The sequence below is a fragment of the Zemynaea arenosa genome (genome assembly GCF_004614185.1).
GTDB classification, from domain to species: domain Bacteria; phylum Pseudomonadota; class Gammaproteobacteria; order Burkholderiales; family Burkholderiaceae_D; genus Telluria; species Telluria arenosa.
In genome coordinates, this window is record NZ_SPVF01000137.1 from 1 (window position 1) to 19,541 (window position 19,541).

19 protein-coding genes are annotated in these 19,541 nt (G+C 65.8%); 15 read left to right on the plus strand and 4 right to left on the minus strand.

Features of this window, described 5'->3' with window-relative positions:
• From E4L96_RS10760 to hflC, 10 genes are all read left to right on the plus strand, one after another.
• A partial coding sequence (locus tag E4L96_RS10760; protein ID WP_135207219.1) for a DUF4115 domain-containing protein occupies positions 1-360 on the plus strand: 360 nt, incomplete at its 5' end.
• A gap of 2 nt (positions 361-362) precedes the next feature.
• The gene (gene ispG / locus E4L96_RS10765; protein WP_135207220.1) at positions 363-1,631 is read left to right on the plus strand and encodes a flavodoxin-dependent (E)-4-hydroxy-3-methylbut-2-enyl-diphosphate synthase; all 1,269 of its coding nucleotides are present in this window, start codon (positions 363-365) and stop codon (positions 1,629-1,631) included.
• 5 nt (positions 1,632-1,636) lie between these two features.
• A complete protein-coding gene (gene hisS, locus E4L96_RS10770) occupies positions 1,637-2,971 on the plus strand; it encodes a histidine--tRNA ligase (protein ID WP_135207221.1) in 1,335 nt (444 codons plus the stop codon).
• 27 nt (positions 2,972-2,998) lie between these two features.
• A complete protein-coding gene (locus tag E4L96_RS10775) occupies positions 2,999-3,667 on the plus strand; it encodes a YfgM family protein (protein ID WP_135207222.1) in 669 nt (222 codons plus the stop codon).
• Between the two features lie 111 nt (positions 3,668-3,778).
• Positions 3,779-4,930 (plus strand): outer membrane protein assembly factor BamB, encoded by a 1,152-nt coding sequence (bamB, locus tag E4L96_RS10780; RefSeq protein WP_135207223.1) that lies wholly within the window; start codon positions 3,779-3,781, stop codon positions 4,928-4,930.
• Positions 4,931-4,953: 23 nt separating this feature from the next.
• The gene (gene der, locus E4L96_RS10785; RefSeq protein ID WP_135207224.1) at positions 4,954-6,300 is read left to right on the plus strand and encodes a ribosome biogenesis GTPase Der; all 1,347 of its coding nucleotides are present in this window, start codon (positions 4,954-4,956) and stop codon (positions 6,298-6,300) included.
• A gap of 148 nt (positions 6,301-6,448) precedes the next feature.
• Positions 6,449-6,688 carry an RNA chaperone Hfq gene (gene hfq, locus E4L96_RS10790; protein WP_135207225.1) on the plus strand — a complete coding sequence of 80 codons (240 nt, stop codon included), beginning with the start codon at positions 6,449-6,451 and terminating at the stop codon, positions 6,686-6,688.
• 49 nt (positions 6,689-6,737) lie between these two features.
• Positions 6,738-7,895: a GTPase HflX gene (gene hflX, locus E4L96_RS10795; protein WP_135207226.1), complete on the plus strand. Its 1,158-nt coding sequence runs from the start codon at positions 6,738-6,740 to the stop codon at positions 7,893-7,895.
• 10 nt (positions 7,896-7,905) lie between these two features.
• Positions 7,906-9,180 carry an FtsH protease activity modulator HflK gene (gene hflK, locus E4L96_RS10800; protein WP_135207227.1) on the plus strand — a complete coding sequence of 425 codons (1,275 nt, stop codon included), beginning with the start codon at positions 7,906-7,908 and terminating at the stop codon, positions 9,178-9,180.
• The gene (gene hflC, locus E4L96_RS10805; protein ID WP_135207228.1) at positions 9,180-10,076 is read left to right on the plus strand and encodes a protease modulator HflC; all 897 of its coding nucleotides are present in this window, start codon (positions 9,180-9,182) and stop codon (positions 10,074-10,076) included. Before hflK ends, hflC begins: the two co-directional genes overlap by 1 nt.
• 45 nt (positions 10,077-10,121) lie before the next feature.
• Here hflC and E4L96_RS10810 read toward each other — a convergent pair whose 3' ends face one another.
• Positions 10,122-10,631, minus strand: a complete 510-nt coding sequence (locus E4L96_RS10810; protein ID WP_135207229.1) for a hypothetical protein — start codon at positions 10,629-10,631, stop codon at positions 10,122-10,124.
• Between the two features lie 159 nt (positions 10,632-10,790).
• On the opposite strand from E4L96_RS10810, the gene E4L96_RS10815 reads away from it, so the two are divergent.
• The 3 genes from E4L96_RS10815 to E4L96_RS10825 are packed head-to-tail and all read left to right on the plus strand — an operon-like array spanning position 10,791 to position 13,841.
• Positions 10,791-11,945, plus strand: a complete 1,155-nt coding sequence (locus E4L96_RS10815) for an ATP phosphoribosyltransferase regulatory subunit (protein WP_135207230.1) — start codon at positions 10,791-10,793, stop codon at positions 11,943-11,945.
• A 7-nt stretch (positions 11,946-11,952) separates the two neighbouring features.
• Positions 11,953-13,266 carry an adenylosuccinate synthase gene (locus E4L96_RS10820; protein ID WP_135207231.1) on the plus strand — a complete coding sequence of 438 codons (1,314 nt, stop codon included), beginning with the start codon at positions 11,953-11,955 and terminating at the stop codon, positions 13,264-13,266.
• Between the two features lie 35 nt (positions 13,267-13,301).
• On the plus strand, positions 13,302-13,841 hold the full coding sequence (locus E4L96_RS10825) for a phosphoribosyltransferase (protein WP_135207232.1): 540 nt from the start codon (positions 13,302-13,304) through the stop codon (positions 13,839-13,841).
• A 36-nt stretch (positions 13,842-13,877) separates the two neighbouring features.
• On the opposite strand, the gene E4L96_RS10830 is transcribed toward E4L96_RS10825, so the two are convergent.
• Complete coding sequence (locus tag E4L96_RS10830) at positions 13,878-14,285, minus strand: hypothetical protein (protein ID WP_135207233.1); 408 nt, start codon at positions 14,283-14,285, stop codon at positions 13,878-13,880.
• Positions 14,286-14,378: 93 nt separating this feature from the next.
• Between E4L96_RS10830 and E4L96_RS10835 the strand changes: the two genes are divergently transcribed.
• Together E4L96_RS10835 and E4L96_RS10840 are read left to right on the plus strand one after the other, a co-directional pair.
• Positions 14,379-14,978 carry a MarC family protein gene (locus E4L96_RS10835; RefSeq protein WP_135207234.1) on the plus strand — a complete coding sequence of 200 codons (600 nt, stop codon included), beginning with the start codon at positions 14,379-14,381 and terminating at the stop codon, positions 14,976-14,978.
• 8 nt (positions 14,979-14,986) lie between these two features.
• Positions 14,987-15,334 carry a 2OG-Fe(II) oxygenase gene (locus E4L96_RS10840; RefSeq protein WP_135207235.1) on the plus strand — a complete coding sequence of 116 codons (348 nt, stop codon included), beginning with the start codon at positions 14,987-14,989 and terminating at the stop codon, positions 15,332-15,334.
• Positions 15,335-15,464: 130 nt separating this feature from the next.
• Here E4L96_RS10840 and E4L96_RS10845 read toward each other — a convergent pair whose 3' ends face one another.
• Positions 15,465-16,724, minus strand: a complete 1,260-nt coding sequence (locus E4L96_RS10845) for a cyanophycinase (protein ID WP_135207236.1) — start codon at positions 16,722-16,724, stop codon at positions 15,465-15,467.
• 57 nt (positions 16,725-16,781) lie between these two features.
• Positions 16,782-19,517 carry a TonB-dependent receptor gene (locus E4L96_RS10850; RefSeq protein WP_135207237.1) on the minus strand — a complete coding sequence of 912 codons (2,736 nt, stop codon included), beginning with the start codon at positions 19,515-19,517 and terminating at the stop codon, positions 16,782-16,784.
• Between the last annotated feature and the right edge of the window lie 24 nt (positions 19,518-19,541).

Here is a 19,541-nt window from a genome sequence, read left to right on the forward strand (position 1 = left end):
ACACCCGCTGCCGCACCGGCCGGCGCAGTGGCTGGCACCACGCCCGTCGCTGCAGCCCCGGCGACTGCCAACCCGCCGACCCGCACCGCCGCCACGCTCACCACTGGCGTGGGCGCCGCTGCCGCAAACTCCTTGGTCCTGCATGTGAAGGCCGACTCCTGGATTCAGGTGAAGCCGGAAAACGGCGCACCCCTGCTGTCGCGCCTCGTCAAAGCAGGCAGCACCGAAACCGTGGACCTCACCGGCCCCGTGACCGTCACCGTCGGCAACCCGGCGGGTGTCGATGCCACCCTGCGTGGCGCCGCCGTCGCCCTGCCTGCGCTGCCCGGCAAGACCATCGCCCGCGTGAACCTGAAATAACCATGTCGAACCAAGCCATTCCGTCCGGCCCGCTGGCCCGCCATCTCACCCGCAAAGTCCTGGTCCGCCACGGCGCAAAACAGGTGTGGGTGGGCGGCGGCGCGCCCGTCGTCGTGCAGTCGATGACCAACACCGACACCGCCGACGCCGTCGCCACCGCCATCCAGGTCAAGGAGCTCGCCCGCGCCGGTTCGGAAGTCGTGCGCATCACCGTCAACAACCCGGAAGCCGCCGCCGCCGTTCCCTACATCCGCGAGCAGCTGGACAAGATGGGCGTCGAAGTGCCGCTGGTCGGCGACTTCCACTACAACGGCCACACGCTGCTGAAGGACTTCCCGGACTGCGCGCAGGCCCTGTCGAAATACCGCATCAACCCCGGCAACGTGGGGCAGGGCGCCAAGCGCGATACCCAGTTCGCGCAGATGATCGAAACCGCCATCCGCTACGACAAGCCGGTGCGCATCGGCGTCAACTGGGGCAGCCTCGATCAGTCGCTGCTGGCCCGCATCATGGACGAAAACGCCGCGCGCGCCGAACCGTGGTCCGCGCAGGCCGTGATGTATGAAGCGCTGGTCACCTCCGCCATCGAGAACGCCGTGCGTGCCGAGGAAATCGGCCTGGCCCGCGACAAGATCATCCTGTCCTGCAAGGTCTCCGGCGTGCAGGACCTGATCGCCGTGTACCGCGAACTGGCGCGCCGCTGCGACTACCCGCTGCACCTGGGCCTGACGGAAGCGGGCATGGGCAGCAAGGGCATCGTCGCCTCCACCGCCGCGCTCTCCGTGCTGCTGCAGGAAGGGATCGGCGACACCATCCGCATCTCGCTCACCCCCGAACCGGGCGGCGACCGCACGCGCGAAGTCATCGTCGGCCAGGAAATCCTGCAGACCATGGGCCTGCGCAAGTTCACCCCGATGGTGATTGCCTGCCCGGGCTGCGGGCGCACCACCTCCACCGTGTTCCAGGAACTGGCGGACGACATCCAGACCTTCCTGCGCGAGTCCATGCCCGAGTGGAAGAAGCAGTACCCAGGCGTGGAAGAGATGAACGTGGCCGTCATGGGCTGCATCGTCAACGGCCCGGGCGAGTCCAAGCACGCGAACATCGGCATCAGCCTGCCCGGCACCGGCGAATCGCCCGCCGCGCCGGTGTTCGTCGATGGCCAGAAATTGGCCACCCTGCGCGGCGAGAACATCGCAGCCGATTTCCAGAAGATCGTGCTCGATTATGTTCAAACCCGCTACGGCGTTAAAACAGTAGAAACCGTATAAACGATATGTCCGAAAACAAGAAGGCCGAGAAGATCGTCGGCGTCAAAGGGATGAACGACATCCTGCCGGCCGATGCGCCGATGTGGGAGTTGTTCGAGAACACCGTGCAGTCGGTGCTGCAGAGCTATGGCTTCCAGAAGATCGTGACCCCGATCGTGGAGGACACCTCGCTGTTCTCGCGCGCCATCGGCGCCGTGACCGACATCGTCGAAAAGGAGATGTACTCCTTCGAGGATTCCATGAACGGCGACCAGCTGACCCTGCGCCCGGAAGGCACCGCCGGGGTGGTGCGCGCCGTGATCGAGCATAACCTCGCCTACGAAGGCCCCAAGCGCCTGTGGTACAAGGGCCCGATGTTCCGCCACGAGCGCCCGCAGCGCGGCCGCTACCGCCAGTTCTTCCAGGTCGGCGCCGAGTGCATCGGCTTCTCCGGCCCGGATGTGGACGCGGAACTGATCATGCTGTGCCGCCGCCTGTGGGACGACCTGGGCCTGTCCAACATCCGCCTGGAACTGAACTCGATCGGCAATGCGGAAGAGCGCAACGCGCACCGCGCGGATCTGATCGCGTACTTCGAACAGCACATCGACCAGCTGGATGCAGAGGCCCAGCGCCGCCTGCACGCCAATCCGCTGCGCATCCTGGACACCAAGAACCCCACGATGCAGGACCTGGTGAACAACGCTCCGCGCCTGCTGGACTACCTGAAGGACGAGTCGCTCGCCCACTTCAACGGCGTCAAGAAAATCCTCGACGCGAACAATGTGCAGTACACCGTCAACCCGCGCCTGGTGCGCGGCCTGGACTACTACAACCGCACCGTGTTCGAGTGGGTCACCGACGAGCTGGGCGCCCAGGGCACCGTGTGCGCAGGCGGCCGCTATGACCCGCTGATCGAGCAGATCGGCGGCAAGCCCACCCCGGCCGTCGGCTTCGCGATGGGCATCGAGCGCCTGATCGAACTGATGAAACTCGCCGGCGAGCCGCACGAGCCGGCCCAGTGCGACGTCTACATGGTGCACCAGGGCGAAGCCGCCCAGCTGCAGTCCTTCATCCTGGCCGAGCGCCTGCGCGATGCGGGCCTGGACGTGATCCTGCACTGCGCCACCGCGGCCGGTGCCGGTTCCTTCAAGAGCCAGATGAAGAAGGCCGACGGTTCCGGCGCCTCCTTCGCCGTGATCATCGGCGAAGACGAAGTGGCCAGCCAGACCGCCGCCGTCAAGTCGCTGGGCGAACAGCAGCAGGAGACCGTGCCGTTCGACCAGGTGGTGGACTACATCGTCGACCACATCGTCGGCGACCATGACCACGACCACGAGCACGTCCACTACCACCCGTAATTTTCATAACAAGACAAAGACATCACCATGGCATACGATCTCGAAGAACAGGAACAGCTGGCGTCCCTGAAGGCGTTCTGGAACCAGTACGGAAACCTGATCACCTGGATTCTCATCGCGGCGCTGGCGACCTTCGCGGGCTACAACTTCTGGAACCGCTACCAGGCCAGCCAGGCCGGCGAAGCGTCGGTGCTGTATGGCCAGCTGCAGGAAGCGATCGTCAAGAAGGACGCCGCGCTGACCGCGCGCGCCGCCGGCGACCTGGAATCCAAGTACGGCAAGACCGCCTTCGCCCAGATGGGTGCGCTGGCCGCCGCCAAAGCCGCCTTCGAAGCGAATGACCTGAAGACCGCCAAGGCGCAGCTGCAGTGGGCGATCGACCACGGCGACGACGAGTACCAGTCGGTGGCGCGCCTGCGCCTGTCCGGCGTGCTGCTCGACGAGAAGAACTACGCCGAAGCCGACAAGGTGATCAGCACCGGCGTGCAGCCGCAGTTCGCCGCCGAAGTCTCGGACCGCAAGGGCGATATCCTGGTCGCGCAGAACAAGCTGGCGGAAGCCCGTACCGCGTATGAAGCCGCGTACAAGGCCATGGCCAAGGCGCACCCGGGCCGCCAGCTGGTGCAGGTGAAGCTGGAATCGATCGGCGGCACGGTGCCGGCCGATCCGGCCACCGAGACCAAACCGGCTGCGTAACCGTAGAACCGTAGCCATGCCGGATCGCCCGCCTGCGCGCTTCGCCAGAGGAAGCGGCCGGCGGGCTTTGTGCTCCTGAAGAACAACAACTGAAGCGACCAATTCGACACTATGCGTATCACCAAGAACCTCGTTAGCGCATCCTTGCTGGCCGTGCTGGCCGGCTGCTCGACCCTCAGCAACCTGAATCCGTTCAGCCACAAGGACAAGTCCAGCGAGCCCGCCAAGCTGGTGGAGCTGAAGGCCAGCATGGCCGTGCGCACCGCGTGGAAGTACGACATCGGCAAGGCCGACGGCAACACCCTGACGCCCGCCATCGTCGGCAACTCGGTGGTGGTCGCCTCCAGCGACGCCGTGGCCCGCGTGGACACCGCCACCGGCAGCGCCATGTGGCGCGTGAAGTCCGAGACCCCGATCACCGCCGGCGTCGGCACCGACGGCGAAGTGGTCGTCGCCGGTGGCGCCAAGGGCAAGGTCATGGCCTGGGACATCTCCGGCAAGCCGCTGTGGACTGCGCAGGCCACCTCCGAGGTGCTGTCGGCGCCGGCCGTGGGGCAGGGCGTGGTGGTGGTGCGCTCGATCGACAACAAGATCCTCGGCCTGGACGCCAAGACCGGCCAGCAGAAGTGGTTCGTGGAGCGCACGCTGCCGCCGCTGACCCTGCGCCTGGCGCCAGGCATGGTGGTGCGCGACAAGGACGTGATCATCGCCCAGCCGGGCGGCAAGCTGCTCTCGCTGATCCTGGCGACCGGCGCGCCGCGCTGGGAGATCACGGTCGGCGAGCCGCGCGGCGCCACCGAGCTGGAACGCGTGACGGACCTGGGCGGCTACCCGGCCCTGTTCGAGAACGACGTCTGCGCCGCCTCCTACCAGGGGCGGGTGGGCTGCTGGGACGTCCCGAGCGGCACCACGCGCTGGACCAAGGAGCTGTCGTCCCAGGTGGGCGTGGCGGTCGACCAGCGCTTCGTGTTCGCGGTGGACGACAAGAGCGCCGTGACGGCCTTCGCGCGCGACACCGGTGCCAGCGCCTGGAAGAACGACAAGCTGGCCTTCCGCAGCCTGTCCACCCCGGCCTCGATCGGCCGCGCGGTGGCGGTCGGCGACTATGAAGGCATCGTGCACTTCCTGTCGCGCGAGGACGGTGCCTTCCTGGCGCGCGCCTCGACCGACGGCAGCGCCATCAAGGCCATGCCGGTGGTGGCCAACGACAAACTGATTATCCAAACCCAGAACGGCACCGTCTCGGCGATCGCAGTCGAGTAAAGCCGTCGAAAGAAGTTAAACAAATGAAGCCGGTAATAGCACTTGTAGGCCGTCCCAACGTCGGAAAGTCGACGTTGTTCAACCGCCTGACCCGATCGCGCGATGCGCTGGTGGCAGACCTGCCTGGTCTGACGCGCGACCGTCACTATGGCGAAGGCCGTATCGGCGAGCGTCCCTTCCTCGTCATCGACACTGGCGGCTTCGAGCCGGTGGCGAAAGAGGGCATCATGAAGGAGATGGCCGCGCAGACCAAGCAGGCCGTCGCCGAGGCCGACGTGGTCCTGTTCATCGTGGACGGCCGCCAGGGCCTGACCCCGCACGACAAGACCATCACCGACTTCCTGCGCCGCCAGGGCCGCACGGTGCTGCTGGTGGTGAACAAGTCGGAGGGCATGAAGTACACCTCCGTCACCGCCGACTTCTATGAACTCGGCATGGGCGACCCCTACGTGATCTCCGCCGCCCACGGCGACGGGGTGCACGACCTGGTCGGCGAAGCGCTCGACGCGGCTTTCGCCTCGCGCGCCGCCGACGAAGAAGAGCTGGAGCCGGAGCAGCAGGGCATAAAACTGGCCATCGTCGGCCGCCCCAACGTGGGCAAGTCCACCCTGGTGAACACCCTGCTGGGCGAAGAGCGCGTGATCGCCTTCGACATGCCGGGCACCACGCGCGACTCGATCGAGATCCCGTTCGAACGCGAAGGCAAGCATTACACCCTGATCGACACGGCCGGCATCCGCCGCCGCGGCAAGGTCTTCGAAGCGATCGAGAAGTTCTCGGTGGTGAAGACGCTGCAGTCGATCTCGGAAGCCAACGTGGTCCTGCTGCTGCTCGATGCGCGCCAGGACGTCTCCGAGCAGGACGCCCACATCGCGGGCTTCATCCTCGAATCCGGCCGCGCCTTGGTGGTGGCCGTGAACAAATGGGATGGCCTGCAGTCCGACCAGCGCGACCAGGTCAAGATGGACCTGGACCGCAAGCTCGATTTCCTCGGCTTCGCCAAGACCCACTTCATCTCGGCCCTGAAGGGCACCGGCATCGACCAGATGATGAAGTCCGTGAACGCGGCCTACGCCGCTGCCACCGCGAACCTGTCCACCCCGCGTCTGACCCGCGCGCTGCAGGAAGCGGTGGAAAAGCAGGAGCCCAAGCGCAAGGGCAGCGTCCGGCCGAAGATGCGCTACGCCCACCAGGGCGGGCAGAATCCGCCCGTGATCGTCATCCACGGCAACGCCCTGGAAGCGGTGAGCGAGCCCTACAAGCGCTACCTGGAGAAACATTTCCGCGACACCTTCTCCCTGGTCGGCACTCCCCTCCGCATAGAATTGCGTACTGGAAAGAACCCGTTCGTCAAGACGGGGAAATCCTAGTAAGCTAGCAACAAGAAACGGCAAAACAAGGTACAGTAGCTTCGGGACTTTCATTCAACCTTTTAGAATGGCAAACAAATCCCGGAGCCAGACTTGAAAACCAGCGAGTCGTCTCCAATTCTTGACAACAACAACACATGGAGCTGTTATGAGCAATAAAGGGCAACTGTTACAAGACCCATTCCTCAACGCCTTGCGCAAGGAGCACGTCCCCGTCTCCATCTATCTGGTCAATGGCATCAAACTGCAGGGCCACATCGAATCGTTTGACCAGTACGTCGTCCTGCTGCGTAACACCGTGACGCAGATGGTCTACAAGCACGCCATCTCCACCGTGGTCCCGGCGCGCGCCGTCAACCTCAACCTCGACAACCAGGACGCGGAGTAAGCTTGCGTCTGACCACCGCCGCAAGCTGCCCGGGAACCAGCGGATCCATATGCGCGCAGCTCTAGTTGGCATCGACTTCGGCGCTGGCGATTTTCACGCCAGTGTCGATGAACTGTCTTTGCTGGCCCGGTCCGCGGGCGCAGAACCGATCACCACCATCACCGGCAAGCGCCAGGCGCCTGACGCCGCCCTGTTCGTGGGCAGCGGCAAGGCCGACGAGATCGGCCAGGCGGTGCAGGACGAGAAGATCGAGATCGTGATCTTCAACCACGCCCTGTCGCCCGCCCAGCAGCGCAACCTCGAACGGCGCCTCAACGTCCGGGTGCTCGACCGCACCAGCCTCATTCTCGACATCTTCGCCCAGCGGGCCCAGAGCCACGAGGGCAAGCTGCAAGTCGAGCTGGCGCAGCTGCAGCACCTGTCCACGCGCCTGATCCGCGGCTGGACCCACCTGGAACGCCAGAAGGGCGGTATCGGCCTGCGCGGCCCCGGTGAGACGCAGCTGGAAACCGACCGCCGCCTGATCGGCGAGCGCGTGCGCATGCTGCGCGAGCGCCTGAAAAAACTCCGCAAGCAGCACGAGACCCAGCGCCGTTCGCGCGGCCGCAACCAGGCCTTCTCGGTCTCGCTGGTCGGCTATACCAACGCCGGCAAATCGACCCTGTTCAACGCGCTGACCAAGGCCGGCGTGTATGTCGCGAACCAGCTGTTCGCCACCCTGGACACCACCTCGCGCCGCGTCTACCTCAACGAGGAAGTCGGCACCGTGGTCATGTCCGACACGGTCGGCTTCGTGCGCGAGCTGCCCCACCAGCTGGTGGCGGCCTTCCGCGCCACGCTGGAAGAGACTATCCGCGCCGACGTGCTGCTGCACGTGGTCGATGCGTCGAGCCCCGTGCGGATGGAGCAGATCGAACAGGTCAACGCCGTGCTGCACGAGATCGGCGCCGACCATGTCCCGCAGATCCTCGTGTGGAACAAGATCGACGCGGCGGGCCACGAGCCGGCGGTGGAGCGCGGCGAGGATGGCCGCATCAGCCGCGTGTTCGTCAGCGCGCACACCGGCGCCGGTCTCGATCTGCTGCGCGCGGCGATCAGCGAGGCGGCCCAGGCGGGCCCGATCGAAGAACAAGAAGAGCAGGACGCGCGCTTCCTTCCGGATGCGAACGGCCCTGCGCAGGATTCCCACCACGCCGGACCACGCTAACAATACCAATATGTTCGCCTCCCTACTCAAACGCATAGGCGTCACACTCAATCTCAATGACAACCGCTGGGGACGCAATCCGGACCGCGACACCAAGGCGCAGGAAGGCAAGCGCCCCGACGGCCCGCCGGACCTGGACCAGCTCTGGCGCGACTTCAACGCGCGCCTGAACCGCCTGTTCGGCTCCCGCTCCGGCGGGGGCGGCGACGGCGGCAGCCCGCGCGGCGAAATGAAGGGCGCGGGCGTCACCGCCAGCGTGGTGGCCATCATCATCCTGTTCATCTGGCTGGCCAGCGGCGCCTTCATCGTGCAGGAAGGCCAGGTCGGCGTGGTCACCACCTTCGGCAAGCTGTCGCACACGGCGCGGCCGGGCTTCAACTGGCGCTGGCCGTATCCGTTCCAGTCCAACGAGATCGTCAACGTCTCGGGAGTGCGCAACGTGGAAGTCGGCTACCGCGGCCAGGTCCGCAACAAGGAACCGCGCGAATCGCTGATGCTGACCGACGACGAGAACATCGTCGACATCCAGTTCGCGGTGCAGTACACGCTGAAAGATCCGGTGTCGTGGCTCTTCAACAACCGCGACCCCGAGGAAAACGTCAAGCAGGTGGCCGAGACCTCGATTCGTGAGGTGGTGGGCCGCAGCAAGATGGACTTCGTGCTGTATGAAGGACGGGAGAAAGTCGCGCGTGATGTTCACTCGCTGATGCAGTCCATGCTGGACCGCTACGGCGCCGGTGTCCAGATCAACAACGTGAGCATGCAGGCGGTGCAGCCGCCGGAGCAGGTGCAAGGCGCCTTCGACGATGCGGTCAAGGCCAACCAGGACCGCGAGCGCGCCAAGAACGAAGGCCAGGCCTACGCCAACCGCGTGATCCCCGAGGCGCGCGGCAAGGCGATCCGCCTGGTGCAGGAGGCCGAGGCCTACCGCTCGCAGGTGGTGGAGAACGCGACCGGTAACGCGTCGCGCTTCACCCAGGTCGTCACCGAATACTCCAAGGCGCCGGCCATCACGCGCGACCGCATGTACATCGAGACCATGCAGCAGATCTTCACGAGCACGAGCAAGGTGCTGGTGGATGCGAAGTCCGGCTCCAACCTGCTGTACCTCCCGCTGGACAAGCTGGTGGCCCAGACCATCGCCAACGACACCGCGGCACGCGCCGCGGCGCAGCAGCAGGCCGCCCAGCAGCAGGGTGGCCAGCAGTACCAACAACCGCAGGAGACCATGCCGACCGTCGACATCCACCAGAACCGCGGCAGCCGCGAACGGGAGGGCCGCTGATGAGCCGCATCGTGACAATCGTCGTCGCCATCTTCGTGGCGCTGATGCTGGTGTCCTCCACCGTGTTCGTGGTCGACCAGCGCAAGTACGCGGTGGTGTTCGCGCTGGGTTCCGTGAAGGAAGTGATTCCGGAGCCGGGCCTGCACTTCAAGCTGCCGCCGCCGTTCCAGAATGTGCTGTACCTGGAAAAGCGCATCCTCACCATCGAGACGCCGGAAGCGGAGCGCTTCATCACGGCCGAGAAGATGAATATCCTGGTGGATGCCTTCGTCAAGTGGCGCATCAAGGAGCCGCGTTTGTTCTACGTGTCCTTCGGCGGCGACGAGTCGCGCGCGCGCGATCGGATGCTGCAGATCGTGAAGGCGGCGCTGAACGACGAGATCACCAAGCGCACCGTGAGCGAAGTGATCTCCGGCCAGCGCGGGCACGTGATGCAGGCGATCAGCTCCAAGGTGGCGCTGGAGGCCAAGCAGATCGGCGTGGAGATCGTGGACGTGCGCCTCAAGCGCGTGGACTACGTGGAGCAGATCAACAACTCGGTGTACGACCGCATGAAGGCCGAACGCGCGCGCGTGGCCAACGAACTGCGTTCGACCGGTAACGCGGAGAGCGAAAAGATCCGCGCCGATGCCGACCGCCAGGCCACCGTGATCCTGGCCGAAGCCTTCCGCGACGCGGAGCGCATCAAGGGTGAGGGCGACGGCAAAGCTTCTGCAATCTACGCGGCCGCGTTCAGCAAGAACCCCGAGTTCTACAAGTTCTACCGCACCCTGGAAGCCTACCGCACGACCTTCAAGAACCGCGGCGACGTGATGGTGATCGACTCGAACTCCGAGTTCTTCAAATACCTGCGCGGCCCCGGCGCCTCCGCCGGCGGCGCGCCCGCGAAGAAGTAACGCGCCCCGCAAAAAGCAGAACGGCCGCACGATGCGGCCGTTCTGCTATCTGGACTGCCGCTGTGGCCTGGGTGGCGCCATCTGCTGCTGGAGGCGCTGCCGGTCCAGCTCCTCGCGGGCGCCCTTGATCTCGCCGAGCGCTTCGCGCATCTCGGCCATGAACTCCCGCATGTCGGCGCGCTGCTCTGCCCGCACGGCCGCGGTGAATATCTCCATGTCGTGCTCGAAAGCGCGGGTGATGCCGAAATACAGGCCGACTCCGATGGCGATCGTACTCAGGAAATGGGCATAGGTCACGTACGATGCCCGGATGGCGGCATCTTCAGCTCGCTTTGCGCTCTCCTCGGCGCGCTTGGCGCTCTCTTCGGCGCGCTGTGCGCTGGCCTCGGCAGTGCGGGCCACGCGCTCCATGAGACCGACGGCTTCGGCCAGCTTGGCTTCGAAGCGCAGGACCGTCGCCTGCATGCGCTCGTCCAGCCGCGCGAACAGGGCCGCGCTGCGGGCTTCGGCGGCCGCAATGTCGGCCTCGACCTCTTGTCTAGTCATGTCGTTCATCCGGTCGATGCTGGAACCGCAAGGCCACAACGTCAACCTCCTGCCTCAAGCTTTTGCCATTCGACCTCCATTTTCGGGTAAAATCACCGATTCGGCGCACGCTTTGTGTGGAACCGCGCGCGCCTCGTTGACTGTCATTTAACACCTCTGCCACGCCCCATGCCGAACTGGCTGCTGCCCGAGAATATCGCCGACGTCTTGCCCTCCGAAGCCCGCAAGATCGAAGAGCTGCGCCGCCTGATGCTCGATACCTACCGCCTGTACGGCTACGAGCTGGTGATGCCCCCGCTGCTGGAATACGTCGAGTCGCTGCTGACCGGCGCCGGCCAGGACACCGACCTGCGCACCTTCAAGCTGGTCGATCAGCTGTCCGGCCGCATGCTTGGCCTGCGCGCCGACATGACCACGCAGGTCGCCCGCATCGACGCCCACCTCCTGCACCGCAATTCCGTCACCCGCCTGTGCTACGCCGGCTCGGTGCTGCACACCCGTCCCTCCGGCCTGCACGCCACCCGCGAGCCGCTGCAGATCGGCTGCGAGATCTACGGCCACGCGGGCCTGGAGGCGGACGCCGAAGTGCAGGAGCTGGCTTTGGCCTCGCTGGCGCTGGCCGGCTTCGTGGACGTGCGGCTGGACCTGACCCACGTCGGCGTGCTGCGCGCCCTGCTGGCGGAAGACGCCAAGGCGCGCCAGGACGAAGCTACCATTGTTGCGCTGCTGCGCGCCAAGGACGTCCCCGGCCTGCGCGAGCAGACCAAAGGCTACGCCGCCGCCACCCGCGAGGCCCTGCTGGCGCTGCCCAACCTGTACGGCGACATCGACGTCCTCACCCGCGCCAAGGAAGTGCTGCCCGCGCTGCCCGGCATCACCAAGGCGCTGGCCGACCTGGCGGTGCTGGCCGCGTCCGCGCTGGGCCGCGCCAATGTCGCCGTCGACCTGGCCGACCTGCGCGGCTACCAGTACGAGAGCGGCGCCATGTTCTCGCTGTACGTGCCCGGCCTGCCCAACGCGGTGGCGCGCGGCGGCCGCTACGACCACGTGGGCGAGGCCTTCGGGCGCGCCCGTCCCGCCACCGGCTTCTCGATGGACCTGCGCGAACTGGCGCGCCTGCTGCCGACGGCCGAACGCAAACATTCGATCCGCGCACCCTGGGGCAATGCGCCCGAGCTGCGCGCGAAGATCGCCGAACTGCGCAAGTCCGGCGAAGTCGTGATCCAGTCGCTGCCTGGCCACGACATTGAGCTGGACGAGTTCGAGTACGACCGCGTGCTCGTGCTCGAAGAAGGAAACTGGATTCTCAAAAACTTAGGCTAAGACTGTGATGTCAAATCAAAAACCGGCAAAGAACGTCGTTGTCATCGGTACCCAGTGGGGCGATGAGGGCAAGGGTAAGATCGTCGACTGGCTGACCGACCATGCACAAGGCGTGGTGCGCTTCCAGGGCGGCCACAATGCGGGCCACACGCTCGTCATCGGCGGCCAGAAGACCGCGCTGCAGCTGATCCCGTCGGGCATCATGCGCCCGGGCGTGGCCTGCTACATCGGCAACGGCGTGGTGGTCTCGGTGCCGGACGTGATGCGCGAGATCGACAAGCTGCAGGCCAACGGCGTGGAAGTCGTGTCGCGCCTGAAGATCTCGGAAGCCTCCCCGGTCATCCTGCCGTACCACACGGCCCTCGACAAGGCGCGCGAGGAAGCGCGCGGCGCCGCCAAGATCGGCACCACCGGCAAGGGCATCGGCCCGGCGTATGAAGACAAGGTCGCGCGCCGTGCAATCCGCATCGCCGATCTGCTCAACGAAGAGCGCTTCGCCGAGAAGCTCAAGGAAAACCTGGACTACCACAACTTTGTCCTGACCCAGTACCTGAAGGCCGACGCGGTCGACTTCCAGAAGACCTACGACGACGCGCTGGCCCTGGTGCCGCGCCTGAAGCCGATGGTCGCCGACGTGTCCTCCGCGCTGTACGCTGCCCACAAGGCCGGCGGCAACCTGCTGTTCGAAGGCGCGCAAGGCTCGCTGCTGGACGTGGACCACGGCACCTATCCGTTCGTCACCTCGTCCAACTGCGTGGCCGGCAATGCGGCCGCCGGTTCGGGCGTGGGTCCGAACATGCTGCACTACATCCTGGGCATCACCAAGGCCTACACCACGCGCGTCGGTTCGGGCCCGTTCCCGTCCGAGCTGCCGACCGATGCGGGCGTCGGCCACCACCTGTCGTCGGTGGGCCATGAATTCGGCACCGTCACTGGCCGCGCGCGCCGCTGCGGTTGGTTCGATGCCGCGCTGCTGCGCCGCTCGGTGCAGATCAACGGCGTCTCGGGCATGTGCCTGACCAAGCTCGATGTGCTGGACGGCCTGGAGTCGCTCAAGCTGTGCACCGGCTACAAGCTCGATGGCCGCGACGTGGACGTGTTCCCGGTCGGCGCCGAGGAAGCCGCGCGCTGCCAGCCGGTGTACGAGGAGATGGCGGGCTGGAAGGAGTCCACCGTCGGCGCCAAGTCAATGGACGACCTGCCGGCCACCGCCCGCGCCTACATCAAGCGCATCGAAGAACTGGTCGGCGTGCCGGTCGACATGGTCTCCACCGGCCCGGACCGCGAAGAGACCATCGTGCTGCGCCACCCGTTCGCGTAACCCTCACCCCACGATAAGAAGAGGATCCTGAAAAAATGACGACCCCTCAATCGACCGACAAAGACCTCTGGGTCAGCTGGGACGAATACCACCGCCTGATCGAGCGCCTGGCGCTCAAGGTGTACGAAAGCGGCTGGCACTTCGACATGGTCCTGTGCCTGGCGCGCGGCGGCGTGCGTCCGGGCGACGTGTTCTCGCGCATCTTCGACGTGCCGCTGGCGATCCTGTCGACCAGCTCCTACCGCGAGGAAGCGGGCACCAAGCAGGGTGACCTGGACATCGCCAAGTACATGACCATGACCAAGGGCCCGCTGAAAGGCCGCGTGCTGCTGGTCGACGACCTGGCCGATTCGGGCGTCACGCTGCAAAAGGTCTCCTCCCACCTGACCGAGAACTTCAAGGACGTCACCGAAGTGAAATCGGCGGTCATCTGGGTCAAGGGCTGCTCGGCGATCCGTCCGGACTACTTCCTGGACGAGCTGCCGCACAACCCGTGGATCCACCAGCCGTTCGAGGACTACGACGGCCTGCGCCCGCACCAGCTGTCGGCGTGGATGAAGAAGTTCGAGAAATAAGAGACACAGAAAAAGGAGCTGCGGCTCCTTTTTTTGTCAGGGCGGGAAGACCAGGGAGACCACTACCCCGCGCAGTGCCGCGACAAGCTTCTCCCGGTTTTTCGGAGACTTGACGCGGGCCGGCAGGCGGCTGAGCCAATGGCCATTCGGCCCATTCGAGGTGCCGCGCCGGTTCGATAATTGCCGGCTCGTCGGCAAGGGCGTCAGCGATAACACACGAATGCATTCCAGTAGCTGCTCGCTTGACGAAAACTGCAGGACTATCTCGTCAAACGGCACACACAGAACGGCATAGCCTTTGTGCGGAATAGGGAGCGGCGCGGGCGGCTCGTAACGCTCGGCGACGCTCCAATGCTGGCCATCCTGCTCGACGTGGACCCAGTACGCCAGCGGCGCGTGACGCCAGGTGGAATGGAACTCGGTCCAGTATTCGGTACGGGGCATGGTCGCCAGAGGTCGTGCGGTGGGCGAAGGATAAGGGCAAAGCGCGTGCGCGACAAGCGGCAAAGCGATGCCGAAATTGTTTACTATATCGGCATGACCCAGACCTTCATCCAGACCTTTATTCTCCTCTCGCTGGTAACTGACCCCTTCGGCAATGTGCCGCTGTTCGTGGCCGCGCTGTCCAAGGTGCACAAGACGCGCCGCTGGAAAGTCGTGGTGCGCGAGTGCCTGATCGCGTATGTGGTGCTGCTGCTTTTCATGTTCTTCGGGCGGCATTTGCTGTCGGCGATGCAGCTGTCCGAGATTTCGCTGCGCATCGGCGGCAGCGTAATCCTGTTCTTGATCGCGATGCGGATGGTATTCCCGCAGCCGGGCGGGCTGTTTGGCGACGATGGCAGCGACGGCGAGCCGTTCATCGTGCCGCTGGCGATACCGGCGATCGCCGGGCCGTCGGCGCTGGCCACGGTGCTGCTGTTCTCGTCCGATACCAAGATGGAGGTGATGGTCCATATCGGCGCGCTGACCGCGGTGGCGCTGGTGTGGCTGGCCGTATTCCTGAGTGCCGAGCGGCTGCAGAAGGTCCTGGGTCCGCGCGTGATGACGGCCTTTGAACGCCTGATGGGCCTTATCCTCACGGCCGCCGCCGTCGAGATGTTCATGGCCGGCGTGCGCGATTTCCTCAAGTCGCTCTGACATCGCTCATGGCCGCGCTGCCCCGCTTCCGCTGGACCCGCGGCCGCCAAGGCACCGGTTACGACAAGATGCTGCTGCTGTCGGGCCGCTGGCCGCTCCCATTCGATTCCTATCTGATCCGCTACCCCGAGGGTTCCGCGATTCCACCACATACGGACCCGGTGGGGGAGGGGCGGCACTACCGCCTGAACATCATCCTCAAGTCGCCGCGCGCCGGCGGAGAGTTCGTGTGCGCGACGCCCATTTACTCGTCCCGCCGCATCAAGCTGTTTCGCCCCGACGCTTGTGAACACAGCGTGACGCGGGTAGAAGGCGGTTCGCGCTACGTGCTGTCGATCGGTTGGATCCGGCGCTAACTCACGTCCTGCTTATGTTCGCTCGTTCCATGCATCGATATTTCATGTGGCGCCCGGCGCACCGGCCTGCGGCCAGGTTCGGCTGCAGGTGGTACGTCCGTTCGCGTTCGACTCCCCGGATGGTCAAGCCCTAGCGGGCCGGCTCCGGTACGGCTAGGACAGCCGGAGCGGCGGGGTGTTCCTCAAGCGGGGCATACAGCGGCGTGGCCATGCGCACCGGCTGCACGTCCATCCGCAGACGGTAGACCGAATAGCGTTCGGTGACGTTCGAGAGCCAGGCCCGAGTCTCGGGCGTGCGCGTGAACGTGAACTCGAACCCAGGTGTGCCCCCGGCACCGGCCGGATCGCCAAAGGCCAGGCCGCGGCCGCGTTGCTGGTCGCTGTCCACCAGCTTGGTCATCAGGTCCACGACGGTCCCGCGCCCCAGGATGTCGGGCGTGAACAGGGAACCGTGAAAATAGGGACGCGCCGCATCGACAGGCCGCTTGCCCTGCCCCGGCGCCAGGTCACCTCCCGGCAGCTGCAGGGTGTCGCCCGCATCGGCATAGCTGATGCGGACATTCTCGGCCCGCAGGCCGCCTGCGTCCTGCTGGCTGCGCGACCCGGTCAGGTCGAGCACGATGGCGCCGCTGGCTCCGATCACGCGCACGGCGCGCGTTGGCTCCACCACCAGTGCCGTATTCTCATCGACGCCCAGACCCAGCGTGTAGCGTCCGGCGAGCATCGCCGGCAGCATGCGCGCAAAACGCCCGCGCGCGATCATGTGCTGGTCGATGAACACATCGTCGCCGATGAAGCCGAGGCCTGGCGTGACTTCGTACCCGTCGCGGACGGGAGCGCTCAGAGTCCCGAGGACGCTCTCGGCATCGCGGTACATGGTCCGGCTCATGATCGCGGCGCCGGCGCTGGTGCCCGCCAGCACCCCGCCTGTGCGGTACAGGGACCAGAGCGCATCGAGCACCCGGGTGGGCTGCCCATCTGGGCGGCGCAGGGCCGCGGTGATGCGCGACTGGTCGCCCCCGACGAAGAACGCGCCACCCGCCCGCGCCACGCGCTGGGCCAGTTGCACATCGTCGGCCGTGGCGACAGCCGCGGCCCGACCTCGCAGCTGCACGGAGACCGGGACCACGAACGCGTGCGCGCCGTACTGGTTCAGGCGCGCCGCAGCCGCGGCGCCAGACGCGTTGGGATCGGCGGCGGCGCTGGGCAGGACAGCGATATGCGCACCACGGCCACCGGCGAGGGCGACGATGGTGCGCCAGACCTCGGCATTGTTGTCCTCCAGGTGGCCGCCGATGATGACGAGGTGGCCGCGCGGAGGAGGCGGTGCGGCGGGGGCGCCCAGCGCGGGGCCGGCGCATGCCACCAGGATGAGGAAGAGAGAACGCATGGGGAATGTGAAAAAAAGGGCGGCCGCTGCGTGCACTGCGGCGGCGCCCGAACGGAATCAACGGAAAGAGTAGTTAGCGCTCACGAAGGCATTCCGCCCGCGCGGATCCGTGTAGGTCGGGTCGTACCCAGCCAGGAAATAATAGGCCTGGTTCGAGAATGGCGGATCGGTGTTGAGCAGGTTCAGCACCCCGGCGCGCACTTTCAGTTGCTTGCTGATCGCCCAGCTTCCGGTCAGGTCCCACAGCGAGTAGGCCTGCACGCGGCGGGACGGCAGCAGCGTGTCGCTGCTCGGATCATAGGTCGTGTTCTGGTCCGTGTAGCCGGAGGAATACTGGTTGGCCAGCGTCAGGTTGAACGGACCCTGGTCCCAGCCGAAGCTGATCCGGTGGCGCCATTTCTGGATCACCTGGTCGTTCAGGAAGACCCCCAGATTGCTGCGGTACGGCTCCTGCGGACCAAACTGCCGATCGTACTTGAGGATGTAGGTGCCGGACAGGTTGACGCTGGCGCGGCCCCAGTCGCCCTGCGCGCTGCGCCAATCGGCACCGAGGTCCAGGCCCGAGGTCTTCAGCTTGCCCTGATTCTCCTTCATCAGCAGGATGTTGGTGATGAAGCCGTCGCTGTCGCGCTGGATGTACTTGCCGTTGTAGGCTGCCGGGTTGTCGACGATGATCTGCTCGCCGAGGGTGCTGATCACGTCCTTCTTCTGGATGTTCCAGTAGTCGATCGAGAAGCTGGCACTGCGGTCCAGGTCGACCACCACGCCGAGGGAGAACTGCTGTGACTTTTCCGGCTTCAGGTCCGGGTTGGAGCGGCGCTCCACCGGCCACTGGTCCGTGCACAGGTCGATGCTGCCTTCGCTCCTGACGCACTGCGGGTCGGTCAGGAAGCTCGCTGCGCTACCAAACGTGGTCGGCCGTTTCAGGTCCGACAGCGACGGGGCGCGGAAGCCGGTGCCCGCCGATCCGCGCACCAGCAGCGCCTTGCTCGGCTGCCAGCGCAGGCCAATCTTCGGATTGGTGGTGGATCCGACTTCGCTGTAGTGGTCATAGCGCAGGGCGAACTGCAGCTCCAGCTCCTTGGTGAGCGGTGCATCCAGCTCGGTGAACACGGAATAGACATGGCGGCTGTCGTCGGTCGCGGACAGGTCCGTCGTGGACCCTGCCGCGGCGCCGTTGTCGCGGTCCCCCGCGATATTGTTCGACAGGAGCAGGGCGGAGGGCGTAAACGTGGTGTTCTCCTGGCGCACTTCGCCGCCAATGGCGATGGCCAAGTCGCCGCCACCCAGGGCCATCAGGGGGCGCGACATCTTGCCGTCCAGGGAGGTGGACACGCCCTTCGATTTGCGCGCCTCGTCATTGACCTTGATTTTGCCGATCAGGTCCTGCCCGGCCTGGCCGGACGGCCCGAAGGGATTGATGGTCCCATTGCGCACGCCCGCCTCGAACTGGTCGTACAGCACATAGCCGTCGACGTACTTGTCAACCGCGCGGTTCTCGGCGCGGGCCAGCCCCAGGTCGTAATCCCACCCGGAGACCGTGCCAGTCGCGCCCAGCACCAGCCGCGAACCGGTGCTGGTCACCTCGTTGGTGCGGTTGCCCGCTTCCGTCATACGGTAGCGGATACCGGAGAAGGTGGCCGGCAAACCAGGCACGGACAGCGCGTTACGGTAGGCCGCTGGCAGCACGCTGACCGGCAGGTTGCGAATGCGCTGCGGATTCGGCGAGAGCACATAGCGGGTCTTGGCCTGCGACTGCACCAGTTCCGCGAACAGCTGGTTGTCCTCATTGAGCTGGAAGGTGGCACGGCCAACGAAGCCGAACTTCTTCGATTCCGGATAGATCTCCGTGTCTTCCATGTAGTCGTAGCTGCATGCGAGCGGTCCGCCCGGACCCTGTGGCGCGAATACGTTGGCGGGCGGATTGCAATCGGGCGCGGATGGGTTGACCCGGGTGCGCGTGGCGCCGGCCGGGAGCAGGCCGGCTGCAATCAGGGCGTTGCGCTGGGCCGATGAGATGTCGAGGTTGGCCGGGAAGGTGTTCGAGGACATCAGGGCAGGCAGGGTGGTCGCCAGTGGACGCTCCTTGATGAAGTCGCGCTGCGACGAGCGCAGCGAGTCCAGGCGCTGCAGGTCCAGCACGCCCATCAGGTTGAACCGGTCGCGCCCCAGGTCTCCCACGCCGCCGCTCAGCGACAGGGTCTTCTTGCCGGCGCCTCCCTCCTGGGTGGCGGCGGCCGAGGCGCTCAGGTCCACGCCCTTGTAGTCCTTGCGGGTGATGAAGTTGATCACGCCACCGATGGCGTCGGTGCCGTAGATCGCGGAGGCGCCGTCCTTGAGGACCTCGACGCGCTGGATGGCGCCGGCCGGGATATTGTTCAAGTCCACGCCGGCGTTGTCGCCAGGCGAAGCGAAGTTGGCCAGGCGCCGGCCGTTCAGCAGCACCAGTGTCGAGGACACGCCCAGGCCGCGCAGGTTGGCACCGTTGAAGCCGCGCTGGCCGGAAGTGCCGTCGGTGATGGACGCGCCATCCGACAGCGGTGCGGTGTTGGCACTGAGGTTGCGCAGCAGTTCGGCGGCGGTGGTCACGCCACTCTTGTCGATGTCCTCGCGCTTGATCGTCTGGACCGGCAGCGCGGTCTCGGCGTCCACCCGCCGGATGGACGACCCGGTGATCTCGACGCGCTGGACCTTCTGGCCATCGTCTGTTTGGGCGGTGGCCGGCTGCGCCAGCGTCCCCAGGGCGGCCAGGACGGCCACGGCCAGCGGTGTCATCGCAACGTGCTTGTTCATGCTCAGTGCTCCCTCTCTCTGTTG

Excerpts from the sequence above, each read along its gene's own strand:
- ispG (WP_135207220.1), top strand. The coding sequence starts at position 363 with ATGTCGAACCAAGCCATTCCGTCCGGCCCGCTGGCCCGCCATCTCACC.
- hisS (WP_135207221.1), top strand. The coding sequence starts at position 1,637 with ATGTCCGAAAACAAGAAGGCCGAGAAGATCGTCGGCGTCAAAGGGATG.
- E4L96_RS10775 (WP_135207222.1), top strand. The coding sequence starts at position 2,999 with ATGGCATACGATCTCGAAGAACAGGAACAGCTGGCGTCCCTGAAGGCG.
- bamB (WP_135207223.1), top strand. The coding sequence starts at position 3,779 with ATGCGTATCACCAAGAACCTCGTTAGCGCATCCTTGCTGGCCGTGCTG.
- der (WP_135207224.1), top strand. The coding sequence starts at position 4,954 with ATGAAGCCGGTAATAGCACTTGTAGGCCGTCCCAACGTCGGAAAGTCG.
- hfq (WP_135207225.1), top strand. The coding sequence starts at position 6,449 with ATGAGCAATAAAGGGCAACTGTTACAAGACCCATTCCTCAACGCCTTG.
- hflX (WP_135207226.1), top strand. The coding sequence starts at position 6,738 with ATGCGCGCAGCTCTAGTTGGCATCGACTTCGGCGCTGGCGATTTTCAC.
- hflK (WP_135207227.1), top strand. The coding sequence starts at position 7,906 with ATGTTCGCCTCCCTACTCAAACGCATAGGCGTCACACTCAATCTCAAT.
- hflC (WP_135207228.1), top strand. The coding sequence starts at position 9,180 with ATGAGCCGCATCGTGACAATCGTCGTCGCCATCTTCGTGGCGCTGATG.
- E4L96_RS10810 (WP_135207229.1), bottom strand. The coding sequence starts at position 10,631 with ATGAACGACATGACTAGACAAGAGGTCGAGGCCGACATTGCGGCCGCC.
- E4L96_RS10815 (WP_135207230.1), top strand. The coding sequence starts at position 10,791 with ATGCCGAACTGGCTGCTGCCCGAGAATATCGCCGACGTCTTGCCCTCC.
- E4L96_RS10820 (WP_135207231.1), top strand. The coding sequence starts at position 11,953 with ATGTCAAATCAAAAACCGGCAAAGAACGTCGTTGTCATCGGTACCCAG.
- E4L96_RS10825 (WP_135207232.1), top strand. The coding sequence starts at position 13,302 with ATGACGACCCCTCAATCGACCGACAAAGACCTCTGGGTCAGCTGGGAC.
- E4L96_RS10830 (WP_135207233.1), bottom strand. The coding sequence starts at position 14,285 with ATGCCCCGTACCGAATACTGGACCGAGTTCCATTCCACCTGGCGTCAC.
- E4L96_RS10835 (WP_135207234.1), top strand. The coding sequence starts at position 14,379 with ATGACCCAGACCTTCATCCAGACCTTTATTCTCCTCTCGCTGGTAACT.
- E4L96_RS10840 (WP_135207235.1), top strand. The coding sequence starts at position 14,987 with ATGGCCGCGCTGCCCCGCTTCCGCTGGACCCGCGGCCGCCAAGGCACC.
- E4L96_RS10845 (WP_135207236.1), bottom strand. The coding sequence starts at position 16,724 with ATGCGTTCTCTCTTCCTCATCCTGGTGGCATGCGCCGGCCCCGCGCTG.
- E4L96_RS10850 (WP_135207237.1), bottom strand. The coding sequence starts at position 19,517 with ATGAACAAGCACGTTGCGATGACACCGCTGGCCGTGGCCGTCCTGGCC.